This window comes from Chryseobacterium gleum, from assembly GCF_900636535.1.
Classification (GTDB): Bacteria; Bacteroidota; Bacteroidia; order Flavobacteriales; family Weeksellaceae; genus Chryseobacterium; species Chryseobacterium gleum.
This window is the reverse complement of the sequence record NZ_LR134289.1, coordinates 2992228-3006783: the sequence shown is the minus strand read 5'-3', so window position 1 is coordinate 3006783 and position 14556 is coordinate 2992228. Positions and strand designations below refer to the sequence as shown.

The following is a 14556-nucleotide window of genomic DNA, read 5'->3' as shown; positions in this document are numbered from 1 at the left end:
ATGTCAATTAATAAGTATAAAGGATATAGCTTAAGGAACCGGGTGTTTTTCGGATTTCTGCTGGTATGCTTCTTAAGTGTTGTTGCCACCTCGCTTGTTCCTTATTTTGTGTTAAGGAATAACTCCATGCAGCAAAGTAATATTGACATGCAGGAGAAGACCAATGCTGTGATGCGGTATCTGGACTATGCGGTAAGCCGTACATTGGTGGAGACTGAGGATCTTCCTACGGTTTTAGGGAACAAAATTTTTGAAATTGCAGATATTAACCAGCATGATATTGTTATTTATGATCTGAAAGGGAATTACCTGCTTTCCAACAAAGATGAAAGCCTGATAGACCAGAAAACCATTTCCATTGATATCATTAATAAAATTCTTTCTACTGATGCAAGGGTTGATCTGACTAGGTATGATACTGCTAAAGATGCTAAACTTACCTCTTCCTATCTTCTGCTGAAAAATAATGAGCTTGAGCCCATCGGGATTGTTTATATTCCTTTATATCATAATGAGTCTGCTTACCTTGATGTTCTTCATCAATATGTAAAATATATTCTTCTGGTCGATATATTCCTTATCCTTTTTAGTATCTGGATCAGCTGGGTTACTTCTAACAGCCTTGCAAAAACCATTACGAAGTTCTCTGATATGATTACGCGTATTACATTGTTTGAAAACGAAATGCGCCCTATCAGATATTATAAGAATGATGAGCTTAATGCGCTGGCGAGAGCTTATAACAGAATGATTCTGCAGATTCAGGACCAGAAAGAGAGGCTTAGATTTAAAGCTTCTGAAGAAGCTTGGAGAGAGATGGCCAAACAGGTAGCCCATGAGGTGAAAAACCCATTAACCCCGATGAAGCTGACCATCCAGAATTTTGAAAGAAAATTTGATCCGGAAGATCCGAATATTAGAGAAAGGGTAAAACAGATGAGTAAAACCATTGTGGATCAGATTGATCTGATTGCTACGGTAGCCTCGGCTTTCTCAGAATTTGCAAAGCTTCCTGAAAAAAATAATGAAGTCATCAATCTGAATACAGAAGTTGAAGATATTCTCCGGGTATTCAATGATGACAGTATTTTTATGCATGCCAATAAGAGCAATATTATGATCAATATGGACAGGATTTATCTTTCCAGAATCATAACAAATCTTGTTACCAATGCAAAACAGGCAGAAAGCGACCAGAGAAAACTGATCATTAATGTAGATGTGGAACAGCATCAGAGAAGAGTAATGATCTCTGTTCAGGATAACGGAATAGGAATTCCCGAAAACATGTACGAAAGAATCTTTGAACCGAATTTCACGTCTAAAAACAGCGGAATGGGGCTTGGGCTTTCTATGGTGAGAAAAATGATTGAAGATTATAAAGGTGAGATCTCTGTGAAATCTGAAGTAGGGAAGGGATCTACATTCATTATTACACTGCCTACTAATTTATAGTGAAACCTTTTACATTTAAGCAATTTGAAATCCAGCAGTCTAAAGATGTCTTCCGTGTGGGAACAGACGGTGTTCTGCTTGGTGCTTTGGCTGATGTTGAAAGTGCTTCCAATGTTCTGGAAGTAGGAACTGGTACAGGGCTAATCTCTCTGATGCTGGCGCAAAGAAATCCGCATGCTGAATTTTTAGGATTAGATATTAATGAAGATGCAGCACAGCTTACCAGACTCAATTTTGAAAATTCTCCTTTCCGTCTAAGGCTGAAAAATAGCCATCAGGATTTTAAAACTTTTGAAACGAGTGACCGGTTTGATCTTATCGTATCCAATCCTCCGTATTTTGAAGAATCGGGATCTGAAAAAGATAAGATAGCCCGTCAGACCGTAGAACTGAACTTCAGCCAGTTGATAACCAGAGCGGCAGAATTGTTGTCTGGCAGCGGAATTTTTTCCTTGATCATACCTGTTGAGGCGGGAGAGATTTTTGTTTCGATAGGTAAAGAGAATAATCTGTATCTGAAAAGAAAGATTAATATTAAAGGAATTGAAGGTTCAAAGACCAAAAGACTTATTCTGGAGTTTTCTTCGGAAGCTAAAGAGGTTGATGAGTCTGATTTTATTATAGAAAAAAGTCCGAGACAATACTCGGACCCATATCTTGAACTCACCAAAGAGTTTCATGTTTTTAAGTAAAGAAGCTAGAAATTAGATTTTAGAAGTTGGTTATTTCTGACTTTCTTAATCTTTTAGTTCTTATTCGAATAATTCTGAAGTATCCAATACAGAAACTTTTCCGTCCTCGCATCTGATCGCTTCACCAGGGAAGTTCTGGATCATATGGTAATCGTGTGTTGCCATTACTACAGCGGCACCATTTTCAAGAGCAACCTGCTTCAATAATGTCATAATTTCGTTGGAAGTTTCAGGGTCAAGGTTTCCTGTAGGCTCATCTGCCAGGATAAGATCAGGATGGTTAAGAAGAGCTCTTGCGATAGCAATACGCTGTTGTTCTCCTCCGGAAAGTTCATGAGGCATCTTATGCTTTTTGCTTTTCATGTTCACGCTTCCCAGAACCTCGTTGATACGGTCTTCCATTTTTACTTTGTCATTCCAGCCTGTGGCTTCAAGAACAAATTTTAAGTTCTTTTCAACTGTTCTGTCCGAAAGTAACTGGAAGTCCTGGAATACGATTCCTAATTTTCTTCTCAGGTTAGGAATGTCAGAAGGCTTTAGCTTTGCCAGATCAAACCCTACAACCGCTCCGTGCCCTGATGCCAATGGAATATGTCCGTAAAGCGTTTTCAGAAGAGAGCTTTTTCCGGAACCTGTTTTTCCGATAAGATAGCAGAATCTGCCTTTTTTAATGTTAAGATTTACATCAGAAAGTACAGTAAAGTTTTTTTGCGCAATCTTGGCGTGTTGTAAACTTATGATGTTATCTCCGGAGATATGTGTATGTGGCATAATTAAATTTTAAAGGCTGTTTTCTAACAAAAAAATTTCAATCTTTAAAAATAGAAAAAAGAAGTCTATCTGACTCTAATTTTAGTAAATTTTAACAACAAAAAATGCCTGAAAAGTAACTTCTCAAGCATGTTTTGTATATGATAATGTAGAAATTACCTCTTAGCGCGTGCAGCACTTACAGTTAATCTCTTTCTGCCTTTAGCTCTTCTCGCAGCCAAAACTCTTCTTCCATTTGGCGTAGACATTCTTTCTCTGAAACCATGTTTGTTTCTTCTCTTTCTTTCTGATGGCTGGAATGTTCTTTTACTCATTACTATATGTTTAAATCGTAATTAATCTATTAATTTTCAGGTTGCAAAGATATATAAATTTTTATAAGTTACAAACTTTAATTATCTTTTTTTAAAATTAAATTTAATGTTTTTCGGTCAGGCTTTTACAAACCCTCATGGCAAAACCATTTTCCGGTACAAAAATAATATTTAAATGATTTATATAAAAGCTCTATCTTTGAAAACTTTAATTTTAACGAAAAATAAACACCGGATGTTTACACCAGCAGAACTTTTAGATATCAATACATTACTTACCCAAGACAGCAAAATAGTGATCCTTACCCATTATAATCCGGATGGAGATGCTATTGGTTCAAGTTTGGGATTGAAACATTATCTGAAAGCAAAAGGAATTTATGCAGAGGTTATTGTACCTAATGATTTTCCAAAGTTTCTGAAATGGATGCCGGAATCTAAAAAAGTTATTATTGCTGAGTATAAAAGAAAGCTGGCTTCTGATATGATTGCAGGAGCAGACGTTATTTTCTGTCTGGATTTTAATTCTCCGTCAAGGATCGGATTACTGGGAGACTGGCTGATAAAAGCTCCGGGAAAGAAAATCCTTATTGACCACCACCAGCAGCCGGAAAAATTTGATTTTGTGTATTCGGATACGGTAATCCCGGCCACTTCACAGATGATCTATCATTTCATAGAAGCAATGGATGATGAAAAACTGGTGAACCAGGATATGGCAGAATGTCTTTATACAGGAATTATGACAGATACCGGTGGTTTCCGTTTTCGTTCCACCAGTGCCACCACACACAGGATTATTGCTCATCTGATTGAAAATGGGGCAGATCCTGCGATGATCACCTCCAATACATGGGATACCAATACGGTTTCGCGCCTGCATTTACTTGCCCTGGTTCTTGGGAGAATAGAAGTGGTGAATGATGGTACAGTAGCGGTTTTGAGCCTTACAAGAAACGAGCTGAAAGAATATGGTTTCCAGAAAGGAGATACAGAAGGTTTTGTAAACTATGGCTTAAGTATTGCCGGCGTTAAAATGTCAGCATTCTTTATGGAAGATTTATATGAAGACTTTGTTAAAATTTCTTTCAGGAGCAAAGATGATGTGGATGTAAACCAATTCTCAAGAAAATATTTCAATGGTGGCGGGCATATTAATGCAGCGGGCGGAAAATCTTTAGATTCTCTGGCAGGGACCATAGAAACCTTTAAAGATAAAGTCAAAGAGGAAGGCTGGTAGGAATACATAAAAGGCAAACTATAAAAGTCCGTATATTCTTTATCCAAAATCCTGGATACTTTTACGATATCCCTTTTCTTCAAGCTCCTGACAGGTATATTCGTACACCTGCTGAAACATTTCATCCATATATCTTTTATTGAAAAGACTGTATTTTGTCATTTTGGGCGGATCCAGAAATATATTGCAGTATTTGGCTTTAGAATACACGGATTTTGCAATCGCCAAGTGAAGGATTCTGTCAAACTCCTTCATCAGGCTCATTTTTTTTAATTCATCATAACTGATGGAGTTGACATGGGAAGCAATCAGGAAGTTACATTTATCAATGATAGGCTCAATGGGAAGATTGTCCAGAACACCTCCGTCCACATAAATTTTCTCTCCCATCCTTACCGGAGGAAGAATAAAAGGAACACTTGATGAGGCCAGCAACGGTCCGAAAAGTTCTCCCTCAGAAAAGAAATCTACGATACCTTGCGTCATTTCAGTAGCTGCAACATAGACAGGAATTTTTAAAATACTAAAGTTATCTTCAGGAAAATAATCTTTGAATAATTTTACAATAAAGTTGGAGCTGAAAATTCCGTTTTTTGATAATTTTAATGCAGATCTGGAGAAAAAAGAAGTTTGTCTTACAATTTCCATCATTTCGTCCGGTGTCTTTCCAAAAGAATAAAAAGCACCAATAATAGAGCCTGCGCTGGTTCCGGAGATAATGTGCGGTTTCAGATTATATTCTTCCAAAGCTTTCAGTACGGCAATATGAGCAATTCCACGCATTCCTCCGCCTGAAAGTGTAAGCCCGATAACCGGTGGTGCCGGTGGTTTCTTTTTTTTGAATGAAAATAAAGCCATTACCAAAATTATCCTCTACTAATATACAGGATTTTTTGTTAAATAAGACTTTAATCTATCAGGAAGAATGTTATAAAACCAGTTTTTTAGGTAGATTGTGAAGAAGTTCCGTATTGATGATTTCTGCACAGATACCTGGCTTTTCCCAGTGACCGTTATGTCCGCAGTCCAGGATATAAGATTTGATATTCGTCCTGTCCGGAAGATGTTTGATCATCATATCGGTTTTTACGGCGTTATCATGTTTACCGGCTAATACCAAGATTTTAGCTTCCAGGTTTTCAAGGACATGTTTTTTGTCTGTTCTTTCTACCATACCTTTTACACAGGCTAGAGCCCCTAAATTATTGGTGGAAAGAGCTGTTTCGAGTGCTGTTTCAATTTTTCCTTCCAGAATATCCCTTTCATTTGGATTGAATAAATTGGGTACTCCGGCTCTTGCATAATGGGCAAATGCATCTTTTATAATCCTGTAACTCTTGATGCGCTGCTGTTTTTTCTCTTCATCATCCGGAAAATAAGTAGAGAAAAATAAAGTTAAGCTTTTTAAAAGACCAGGGTATTTTTCAGCAAAGGCAAGTGCAGTATATCCTCCCATCGAATGGCCCAAAAGGTGAACTTTCTCTAAATGCTGATCATCCAGTACTTTTTTTACCTCCCCTGCCATCAGTTCCATGGTATGAACCTCTGCGAGAATTTCAGACTGTCCGTGGCCCGGAAGGTCAATTTTAAGGAATGAAAAATCTTTGGAAAGATGATGTTCCATGTCGCTCCAGATGGATAGATTTTCCATAAAACCGTGAAGAAGCACCAAAGTTTCTTTTCCGTTTCCTTTTCTTTCAAAGTTCAGCATAATTCCAAAAATTTAGAAGGTTAATAATACAGCAGGTTATCTGCAGACGCGTTTCTCCTTTCAAAATTAATCAAAAAAAGAGCATTTAAAAAATGCCCTTGTCTTTTATTGGGTTAATTCTTTATAAACCTTTGTTTCCCAGGGTTTGATATCCGTTACACCATATCTTTCCTTTTTAGAAATCGCAAGATTGTCCAGCATGTCTACAAAATTTTTGTAATTGGCTTCGTCTGTTGGTTTTACAATCACTGTGAATTTATCAGGCGCCGGAGCATTTTTATACGCTTCAGCAATGATCTTTGAAATTTTTAGTCCACTGAAATCTGTTTCTTTCAGATTTCCAACATTCAGATCTTTCTGATTGCTCTGATGATAAAATACGCGGTTGTCTTTTCCAAGGATAAAGGTAATCTGGTTTTGATCTCCGATTACAGGAATATCCGTAGGATGAGGGTTGGGATCTTTTGCCGGTAATCCTAAATCCATTACGTTAGGTTTTGTAAAATTAGTGGTGAACATAAAGAATGTGATCAATAAGAATCCCAGATCAACCATAGGAGTCATGTCTACTCTGATCATTTTTTTCTTTTGTTTGCTGCCTTGTTTCTCTTGTGCAATTACTTCTGCCATGATTTAAAGTTTTTAAATATTAAACGGTATTTGTTGGGTAATTCAAACAAAACACATGCCTTGTTTGCTGAATAATCAATAGATTCATGAATTTATTGATAGTTTTTATATTGAATTTTAAAATTCCGTTTCTTCTTTTAAAACTGATTAATTAATGATGTTTCTGGCTTTCTGATAATTGTATTTTCAGTATCATATTTTTCAAAATTGATTCTAAAATTTTTCATCAAGTGCTGCAAAAAAAAACTCACACGGCAAAGTGTGAGTTTTCAAATGATATGTAAATAATTTTATTTATTCTTTTTATAGTAATTAACCCCGCATTCTAGGAATTTTTTAAAATCCTCTTTTGGCATGTATCCTGAAACCGGTGTGTTGATTACTTTTCCGTCCGGAGTGATCAAAACATAGTGAGGCTGTGAGTTATTATTAAAGTTAACCTGCTGGAATAAGCTCCATCTGTCACCAATTGTTTTTACCTTTTTAATCTGCCCGTCGCCAAGGTCAATTTTTGTTTTCTGATCTTCAGGAAGCTCTTCCTTATCATCTACATATAAAGAAGCTAGTACTACATCATTCTGAAGGATAGGCAAGATGTCTGCTTCACTCCAGACAAACTCTTCCATTTTTCTACAGTTTTCACAACCGTATCCGGTAAAGTCAATAAGAATGGGTTTATCTTCTTTTTTAGCCAATTCCACCGCTTTGAAGAAATCATGTTCAGGGTGCATTCCCAGAATTCCGTCTTTTTCATCATGGAAATAACTTACATTCAGTGGAGGTAAAATTCCGCTTAATAGCTGAAGTTTCGGACGGTCAGATGGAATTAATCCCTGGATCAGGTAAATTACAAAACCGATTCCCAATACCCCCAATACCTTTCTTGTAACAGAGATTTTAGGTTTTTTATCATCATGCGGGAATCTGATAAATCCTAATAAATATAGTGCCAATCCTAATGCAACAATGATCCAGATAGCGATAAAAAGCTCTCTTTTTAAAAGGAAAGTTTTGGATACAAGGTCTGCCTTAGATAAGAATTTCAATGCTAATGCCAGCTCTACGAAACCTAAAACTACTTTTACGGTATTCATCCATCCTCCTGATTTCGGAAGACTTTGCAGCGCTTGCGGGAATAAAGCCAGTAGTCCGAAAACAATAGCCCAGGCAAGACCAAATCCTGCCAATGCAAATGTCAGCAACATCGGGACATTTGTAGAACCTGTTACCGCACTTCCTAATAAACTTCCTAAGATAGGTCCTGTACAAGAGAAAGAAACAATTACCAACGTTAATGCCATGAAGAAAATTCCGATAATTCCTCCCGCTTCTTCAGCTTTGGAAGATTTGTTGGCTATTGAACTTGGCAACGTGATATCATAATACCCGAAGAAACTTCCAGCAAAGAAGATGAATATAATAAAGAAGGCAATATTAAGCCATACACTTGTGGAAATTTCATTGAAGATATTTCCTGCAATACCGTCGATAACGTGGAATGGAATACTTAATAAAACGAAGATAAGAAGAATGAAAAAACCATAAATAAGGGCATCTCTTTTTCCTTTGGCTTTATTTTTAGTTCCTTTTGTAAAGAATGAAACTGTCAACGGAATCATCGGGAAAACACAAGGCGTAAGCAATGCGATTAATCCTCCGATAAACCCTAAGAACAAATAAGTCCAGTAATTTTCATCCACTTTTGCGGAAGCTGTACCGCAATCTGTTAATGGTTTTTTGAAATCTATTGTCTCAATTTTCAGCTGCTTAGGATCCAGTTTTGACGTTTCTGTGATCGTAGCTTCGTTTTTTGCAGGATTTTCATTAACCGTCTCAGTTACTTTTACTGAGTCTTTTACAGGAGAAGCTGTTTCTTCAGTTACCGTCTCTTCCGTTGCACCTTTTGGTGTAACTTTCTGGTTGAATTCTAACGTATTAGGAGCAAGGCAAACTCTGTCATCACAAGTCTGATACGTAATTTCAGAAGTGACATCTGCAGGTTTTGCCGGATCTTTTAGCTTAAACTTCTGCTTAAAACCGGCTGAATTAGAATAGTAAACAATTGTTCCCCCGAATGCTTCAGAAAATTCTTCGTGTTTTTTACCCACTTCGGTAAACTTTCCGATCAGTTCGATATTCTTTCCTGTAACTTTATATTCAGTAGGAATTCCGGTGTCTTCCGGTAAATCTTTGGAATAAATGTGCCATCCGCTTTCCATTGTCGCATTCAGCACTGCTTCGTACTGGTTGTTGCCAAGGTCATTGATGGTGAATTTAAACTTTACAGGATTTTTTATCTGTGCATTAATCCCCGTCGCTAAAAATAATAGAATTAATAAAAACCAATTTCTAAATTTCATTGTTCATTTCATTAAAAATTTTGAGACTCCATTTCGTCTTCTCATTCATTGCATATCGTCTGTCCTGTCTGATTGGGATAACCCCAAGTACAGAATCATTGCTGTCAGCAAGTATCCAGATTTTTTGCCTCGCTAAAATAGATAATTTTTCGTCCCTAAAAAATTTAGAAACTTTCTTTTTCCCCGAAAAACCTGTGGGATAGAATTCATCACCTTCTTTTTGCTTTCTTAAACGCAGTGGGAAATGAAGTTTTTCAGCATCAAAATCCCACTCAAAGCCTTTATTGATTCCATCAATGCTTTCAATATGATCTACGAGATTGATGGTAATCTGGTTTTCGGAAAAATCAAAATGATCGATCAGTACAATTTCTTCATCAGATTTCTTTTCCTGACTTCTGCTAATAAAAATCAGTTCGTCACGGTTAACAATTAACTGATATTCTTTTGAAAAAAAAGAACTGTTGTTTTCCGCTTTAAAAATTTTGGGGATTTCTTCCTCCTGGTTGAAACCGTATTTTTTTAAAATTTCAAATTTTACGAAATCGCTTTCCTGATTCAGCTTTTCCTTTGATAAGATTTTATAGTCCTGGTTAAATACTGTAAGGTTATTTTCTATTTCCTGAATCTGTTTCTGAACAAAATCCTTGGTTTGATTCAGCAGAGAAGAACTTTTTCTAAAGTTGTCCAAAAAATGATCGTTGGTTTCCATCAACATCGGAACAATCTGATTTCTAATCTTATTCCTCAGATAATCATTTTTTTTATTGGAGAGATCTTCCCGGAATTCAATATGGTTCAATTCTGCAAACTGATAAATTTCTTTTTTTGAAAAATTTAAAAGCGGTCTGAGAATATTATTGTCATGGGAAGGAATGCCGCTTAATCCGTTGATGCCGGCAGCCTTGGAAAGATTGATGATAAAAGTCTCCAGCTGATCATTCAAATGATGGGCTGTTACCAGAAATTCCAGTTTTTCCTTTTCCTGGATTGTTTTGAAAAACCTGTATCTGAGTTCCCGTGCCCAAAGCTGAATAGAGTTTTCCGGTTTCTGATCTTTTTCTGAAACTTCATACAGATGAAATTTTATATGATTTTTCTCACAAAAATCCTGTACTGTTTTCTGATCCAGATCCGAATCATTACCACGAAGTTTATAATTGATATGAGCAACCTGAAACCGGAACTTTGAATCCTGAATTTCCTGCCCGAAATCCCTGAACAAAGAGGCCAGGACCATAGAGTCAACACCTCCGCTTACTGCCAGAAGAAAGGTGTGCTTTTCCGGCTCGTGAACGAGATTTTTTAATTGATTGATAAAGGTTAATTTTTTCAACATATATGTTGAGAATTTCTTTTATGCAAAGATAACCGATATAATTCAATTGAATTTCCCTAACTTTGAGTAGTCTAAAAATGATTATTTATGAAGATTTTAAAAATTTTAGCAGTTTCTGCAATGGCGCTGGGAATGACATCTTGTGTCAGCAAAAAGCAGTATGATGCTTTGAGCACAAACTATAAGCAGTGTATTGAAAACATCGGGGAAAGGCAGAGAGAAATTCAGGATTTGAAATCTCAGAACTCTGCATTGACAGGTGAAAACAATTTGCTGAAAAGTCAGCATGATGCTTTAAAATCATCATTGGATGCATGTTTGTCCAATACCGGAAAAAGTTCTGCTAACATTGATAAGTTGGTAGGAGAAATCAATGCTTCCAATTCTTATATCAAGCAGCTGATCTCAAGTAATGCGAAGAACGACAGTCTGAACCTTGCATTGTCTAACAAACTGAAGAGATCTTTGGATAATGTATCAGATGAAGATGTTCAGGTAAAAGTATTGAAAGGAGTAGTAATGATCTCTCTTTCTGATAAAATGTTATACAAAACGGGGGATTACAATATTTTACCTGCCGCTCAGGAAGTGTTAGGTAAAGTAGCGAAAGTAATCAATGATTATGATAAATATTCAGTGCTGATCGAAGGTAACACGGATAATGCTCCATTAAACTCACCGAATCTTCCGAGAGACAACTGGGATCTTTCTGCATTAAGAGGGACTTCTGTTGCTAAAGTTCTTCAGACTCAGTTTGGTGTGGATCCTGCAAGAATTACAGCCGGTGGGCGTTCTGAGTACAACCCGAAAGCTACAAACATGAGTGTTTCAGGAAGAGCAGAAAACAGAAGAACAGAAATCATCATTATGCCTAAACTTGACGAGTTTATGAAACTGATGGATATCGCTCCTAAAAAATAATCACTCAATCATCATATATTAAAAAAATCCCGAAGCAATTCGGGATTTTTTTATGTTAATTGTCGACATTAAGCTTATTAATTCTTAAGTTTCAAGTACCGTTTCAGACAAAAATAAACCCCGAAGGTGGGCGGGGCTTATTTTTAATCAAATTAATTCTTCCTTTTTCAGGAGCGAAATAATTCGTTGCAAAAATGAAGTGGATATTTCTGTCTTACTTTTTGCTGCAGAAGAATCAGTTCTACCTCTCGGTAAAACTTTTTTCTGATTCTCATGGTTAGTTTGTGTCTCTCCTGCAATCATCTTGTTTCTCTTAGTGTTTTTACCCCTTATTCTTATGGCAAACTTAGCACTAATACCACAAAAATACCATCCGTGTTTTCCCGGTATTTTATATGGGGTTTTTACTGATATTTAGATTTTATACATTTAATAGTTGATTTTTAAGTATATAATTAGTTGATTAATAAAAGAATGTGTATATTTATATCTCCATTAAAGGAAATATTATAGAGATGTCCGAAAATCTAAAGAGTAGGAAATTAATACTAAACTAAAATTATTATGAAAAATTCAAAAAAACTTTCAAGAGGAGAAATGAAAACTGTACAAGGTGCTATTAACGGGTGTAATCCACAGATATTTTGTACCAGCCTACAAACAAAGTGTTGCCCAGGATGGGTTTGTGCTGGTATAAGAGAATATTGTATTGCGATATAAAATTCTAAAAGCTAAGTACACGAATAAAGAGGGATTAATTTCTCTCTTTTTTTATATCTTACTTTGCAGTGTAGAAAGAAACTTTAAAATCCTTAAATTTGTTTAAATTAAAATTATATGAGTTTTTTTGAAGAAAAGAATCCTGAAATGGATAGATATTTGGAAGCACATGCTTCTTCGGAATCTGAAATTCTGAAAAAGCTGAGAAGGGAGACTTATCAGAAGACGACACAGCCTCATATGATTTCAGGATATCAGCAGGGAAGATTGTTGACCATTATTTCCCAAATGTTGAAACCGAAAAGTATTCTTGAAATAGGAACTTTTACAGGATATGCTACTTTGTGTCTTGCATCAGGATTGGCAAAAGACGGAAAAATTACAACATTGGATGTGAATGAGGATCTTGTCTATCTTCCGAAAAAATATTTTGAATCTAGTGAATATGCCAGCCAGATTGATTTTAAACTTCAGGATGCCAAGGAATATTTAAAAGAAACAGATGAATTTTTTGATTTGATTTTCGTAGACGCTGATAAGGAAAACTATGCCGAATATTTCAGATTGATAAAACCACATACGAAGTCCGGAACTGTAATTCTGTTTGATAATGTTCTGTGGTACGGAAAAGTATTGGAAGAAAATCCGAAGTTGAAGTCTACCCAGTCTATTCAGGAGTTAAATGATTTAGCGGCAAAAGACGAAGATTTTGAAAATCTTATTTTACCTTTGCGTGATGGAGTCAACTTTCTTCGCAGAAAGTAACTGAAATATTCAAGGATTAAACATTTAAAGAGATACAGCATAGTATTTTGATCTTTAAATTATTCAATCTTTAAATTGAGAATTAATGAATAAAGGAATTTGTATTGTTACAGTAGCGCCGGTCCGTGCAGAGAATTCTGACAGGGCTGAAATTGTTACGGAAATATTGTTCGGGGAAAGTGCCGATATTTTGGAAGTAGATAAAAACTGGACCAAAATAAAGATGCACTATGACGGCTATGAAGGATGGATGGATACCAAACAGCTAAAACCGGTAACAGATGAGGAGCTCGCTAATAGAAAAGTGACTGTCGTTACTGAAGATTTCTCTTCCGTACTGATGAATGACGGGAAGACTTTACTGTCGATGGGTTCAGAAGTGGAATTTCCGGTGGTGGCCTCAAGAAGAAGCCATGATGTACGTGAAAGTATTGCGCTGACGGCAAAAGAGTTCCTTAATGTACCCTATCTGTGGGGAGGCAAAAGCTTTTTTGCAGTAGATTGCTCCGGCTTTACCCAATTGGTCTATAAAATTCACAATATTAAAATTCCAAGAGATGCTTCACAGCAGGCTGAAGTGGGAGAACCGCTTACCTTTGTAGAAGAAACACAGCCCGGGGATCTTGCTTTCTTTGAAAATGCTGAAGGGAAAATTATCCATGTAGGAATTATGCTGGACAATCAGAAAATTATTCATGCTTCTGGAAAAGTAAGAATTGACACTTTGGATTCCACCGGGATTTTCAATAAAGAAATGAATAAGCATACTCACAAGCTTAGAGTGCTGAAAACTGTAATCTAGCCTCGGTTAAATCTCATTTGAAATGGAAAATATTCTTTTTATAATTTTTGATATTTTTAATTTTGGATGGGTAGCTTTTTTATGGTGGTTTACCCTGAAAAATTATAGTGCTTTGCCAGATCGTATTCCTGTGCATTTTGATCTGGAAGGAAAACCAGATGGCTTTGGAGGGAAAATCTATGCCTTTCTGATGCCAGTACTGGCGCTGGGGCTGTATGCAGTGTTCACCTATGGAACCAGACATCCTGAGGATACTAATTTCCCGGTAGAGATTACAGATAAGAATATGAATGCCCAGTTTTTAATTATGAAAATCGGATTGAGAACTCTCTTTCTTATATTAGGCATGATTTTTTTGAATATTCAGGACTATATGTTCAGATATGCTGCTGATGATAAGGCTAAACCTAGAATCTCAATCGCCACCATTTTTTTATCAGTTGTATTGTTTGTTCCTTTATTACTTTTCATTACTCACTTGTTTAAATGATACATTCTAAAGAAAATTCAGAACACTATATCTGGGGAAACCAATGTGACAGCTGGGTCCTTAAAAATACGCGAAACTTATCTGTGAAGCAGGAAAAGATGCCTGCCGGAACTTCAGAAAAACTGCACTACCATGAGATAGCGGATCAATTTTTCTACATCCTCAAAGGAGAAGCAGTATTATTTATCAATGAAGAAAAGTTTTGGGTTAAACAAAATGAATCTATTTCTATTGCACCGGGAACAAGGCATTTTATCTCCAATGAATCTGAAGCGGAAATTGAGTTTTTAGTCGTATCAAATCCTCCTACGGATCATGATAGAATTGAAATTAAAGAATAATTAAA

The 14556-nt window shown here is 36.2% G+C and carries 16 protein-coding genes; 9 read left to right on the top strand and 7 right to left on the bottom strand.

Features of this window, described 5'->3' with window-relative positions; translation table 11 throughout:
* A complete protein-coding gene (locus EL165_RS13715; RefSeq protein ID WP_041461373.1) occupies window positions 1-1455 on the top strand; it encodes a sensor histidine kinase in 1455 nt (484 codons plus the stop codon).
* On the top strand, window positions 1455-2147 hold the full coding sequence (locus EL165_RS13710; RefSeq protein ID WP_002976258.1) for a tRNA1(Val) (adenine(37)-N6)-methyltransferase: 693 nt from the start codon (window positions 1455-1457) through the stop codon (window positions 2145-2147). The genes EL165_RS13715 and EL165_RS13710 overlap by 1 nt, the downstream gene beginning before the upstream one ends.
* Window positions 2148-2207: 60 nt before the next feature.
* Here EL165_RS13710 and EL165_RS13705 read toward each other — a convergent pair whose 3' ends face one another.
* A complete protein-coding gene (locus EL165_RS13705) occupies window positions 2208-2918 on the bottom strand; it encodes a cell division ATP-binding protein FtsE (RefSeq protein ID WP_002976259.1) in 711 nt (236 codons plus the stop codon).
* A gap of 155 nt (window positions 2919-3073) precedes the next feature.
* Window positions 3074-3232 (bottom strand): 50S ribosomal protein L34, encoded by a 159-nt coding sequence (gene rpmH / locus EL165_RS13700; protein ID WP_002976260.1) that lies wholly within the window; start codon window positions 3230-3232, stop codon window positions 3074-3076.
* A gap of 235 nt (window positions 3233-3467) precedes the next feature.
* Here rpmH and EL165_RS13695 point away from each other — a divergent pair, with 235 nt between their 5' ends.
* A complete protein-coding gene (locus EL165_RS13695; protein ID WP_041461576.1) occupies window positions 3468-4472 on the top strand; it encodes a DHH family phosphoesterase in 1005 nt (334 codons plus the stop codon).
* A gap of 39 nt (window positions 4473-4511) precedes the next feature.
* On the opposite strand, the gene EL165_RS13690 is transcribed toward EL165_RS13695, so the two are convergent.
* The 5 genes from EL165_RS13690 to tilS all read right to left on the bottom strand — a co-directional run bounded on the left by EL165_RS13690 (window position 4512) and on the right by tilS (window position 10512).
* Entirely contained in the window at window positions 4512-5330 is an 819-nt protein-coding gene (locus tag EL165_RS13690; protein WP_002976262.1) for a patatin-like phospholipase family protein, read from the bottom strand.
* Window positions 5331-5400: 70 nt separating this feature from the next.
* On the bottom strand, window positions 5401-6183 hold the full coding sequence (locus tag EL165_RS13685) for an alpha/beta fold hydrolase (protein ID WP_002976263.1): 783 nt from the start codon (window positions 6181-6183) through the stop codon (window positions 5401-5403).
* Between the two features lie 105 nt (window positions 6184-6288).
* The gene (locus EL165_RS13680) at window positions 6289-6813 is read right to left on the bottom strand and encodes a biopolymer transporter ExbD (RefSeq protein WP_002976264.1); all 525 of its coding nucleotides are present in this window, start codon (window positions 6811-6813) and stop codon (window positions 6289-6291) included.
* Between the two features lie 290 nt (window positions 6814-7103).
* The gene (locus tag EL165_RS13675; RefSeq protein ID WP_002976265.1) at window positions 7104-9173 is read right to left on the bottom strand and encodes a protein-disulfide reductase DsbD family protein; all 2070 of its coding nucleotides are present in this window, start codon (window positions 9171-9173) and stop codon (window positions 7104-7106) included.
* Window positions 9163-10512 carry a tRNA lysidine(34) synthetase TilS gene (gene tilS / locus EL165_RS13670; RefSeq protein WP_002976266.1) on the bottom strand — a complete coding sequence of 450 codons (1350 nt, stop codon included), beginning with the start codon at window positions 10510-10512 and terminating at the stop codon, window positions 9163-9165. Before tilS ends, EL165_RS13675 begins: the two co-directional genes overlap by 11 nt.
* A gap of 87 nt (window positions 10513-10599) precedes the next feature.
* Here tilS and EL165_RS13665 point away from each other — a divergent pair, with 87 nt between their 5' ends.
* The 6 genes from EL165_RS13665 (at window position 10600) to EL165_RS13645 (ending at window position 14551) form a co-directional block, all read left to right on the top strand.
* On the top strand, window positions 10600-11433 hold the full coding sequence (locus tag EL165_RS13665) for an OmpA family protein (protein ID WP_002976267.1): 834 nt from the start codon (window positions 10600-10602) through the stop codon (window positions 11431-11433).
* A 564-nt stretch (window positions 11434-11997) separates the two neighbouring features.
* Window positions 11998-12153 carry a CCPGW family putative bacteriocin gene (locus EL165_RS26660; protein WP_407936191.1) on the top strand — a complete coding sequence of 52 codons (156 nt, stop codon included), beginning with the start codon at window positions 11998-12000 and terminating at the stop codon, window positions 12151-12153.
* 117 nt (window positions 12154-12270) lie between these two features.
* Window positions 12271-12918 (top strand): O-methyltransferase, encoded by a 648-nt coding sequence (locus EL165_RS13660; RefSeq protein WP_002976269.1) that lies wholly within the window; start codon window positions 12271-12273, stop codon window positions 12916-12918.
* A gap of 85 nt (window positions 12919-13003) precedes the next feature.
* Window positions 13004-13720, top strand: coding sequence for a C40 family peptidase (locus tag EL165_RS13655; RefSeq protein WP_002976270.1), 717 nt, complete (start codon window positions 13004-13006; stop codon window positions 13718-13720).
* 22 nt (window positions 13721-13742) lie between these two features.
* Window positions 13743-14210: a DUF1648 domain-containing protein gene (locus tag EL165_RS13650; protein WP_002976271.1), complete on the top strand. Its 468-nt coding sequence runs from the start codon at window positions 13743-13745 to the stop codon at window positions 14208-14210.
* Window positions 14207-14551 (top strand): cupin domain-containing protein, encoded by a 345-nt coding sequence (locus EL165_RS13645; RefSeq protein ID WP_002976272.1) that lies wholly within the window; start codon window positions 14207-14209, stop codon window positions 14549-14551. The genes EL165_RS13650 and EL165_RS13645 overlap by 4 nt, the downstream gene beginning before the upstream one ends.
* Window positions 14552-14556 lie beyond the last annotated feature (5 nt).

Bases quoted from the DNA above. Each gene is read 5' to 3' on its own strand.
- EL165_RS26660 (WP_407936191.1), top strand. From the start codon at position 11,998: ATGAAAAATTCAAAAAAACTTTCAAGAGGAGAAATGAAAACTGTACAA.
- EL165_RS13690 (WP_002976262.1), bottom strand. From the start codon at position 5,330: ATGGCTTTATTTTCATTCAAAAAAAAGAAACCACCGGCACCACCGGTT.
- EL165_RS13715 (WP_041461373.1), top strand. From the start codon at position 1: ATGTCAATTAATAAGTATAAAGGATATAGCTTAAGGAACCGGGTGTTT.
- tilS (WP_002976266.1), bottom strand. From the start codon at position 10,512: ATGTTGAAAAAATTAACCTTTATCAATCAATTAAAAAATCTCGTTCAC.
- EL165_RS13655 (WP_002976270.1), top strand. From the start codon at position 13,004: ATGAATAAAGGAATTTGTATTGTTACAGTAGCGCCGGTCCGTGCAGAG.
- EL165_RS13685 (WP_002976263.1), bottom strand. From the start codon at position 6,183: ATGCTGAACTTTGAAAGAAAAGGAAACGGAAAAGAAACTTTGGTGCTT.
- EL165_RS13675 (WP_002976265.1), bottom strand. From the start codon at position 9,173: ATGAAATTTAGAAATTGGTTTTTATTAATTCTATTATTTTTAGCGACG.
- EL165_RS13645 (WP_002976272.1), top strand. From the start codon at position 14,207: ATGATACATTCTAAAGAAAATTCAGAACACTATATCTGGGGAAACCAA.
- EL165_RS13695 (WP_041461576.1), top strand. From the start codon at position 3,468: ATGTTTACACCAGCAGAACTTTTAGATATCAATACATTACTTACCCAA.
- rpmH (WP_002976260.1), bottom strand. From the start codon at position 3,232: ATGAGTAAAAGAACATTCCAGCCATCAGAAAGAAAGAGAAGAAACAAA.
- EL165_RS13705 (WP_002976259.1), bottom strand. From the start codon at position 2,918: ATGCCACATACACATATCTCCGGAGATAACATCATAAGTTTACAACAC.
- EL165_RS13665 (WP_002976267.1), top strand. From the start codon at position 10,600: ATGAAGATTTTAAAAATTTTAGCAGTTTCTGCAATGGCGCTGGGAATG.
- EL165_RS13660 (WP_002976269.1), top strand. From the start codon at position 12,271: ATGAGTTTTTTTGAAGAAAAGAATCCTGAAATGGATAGATATTTGGAA.
- EL165_RS13650 (WP_002976271.1), top strand. From the start codon at position 13,743: ATGGAAAATATTCTTTTTATAATTTTTGATATTTTTAATTTTGGATGG.
- EL165_RS13680 (WP_002976264.1), bottom strand. From the start codon at position 6,813: ATGGCAGAAGTAATTGCACAAGAGAAACAAGGCAGCAAACAAAAGAAA.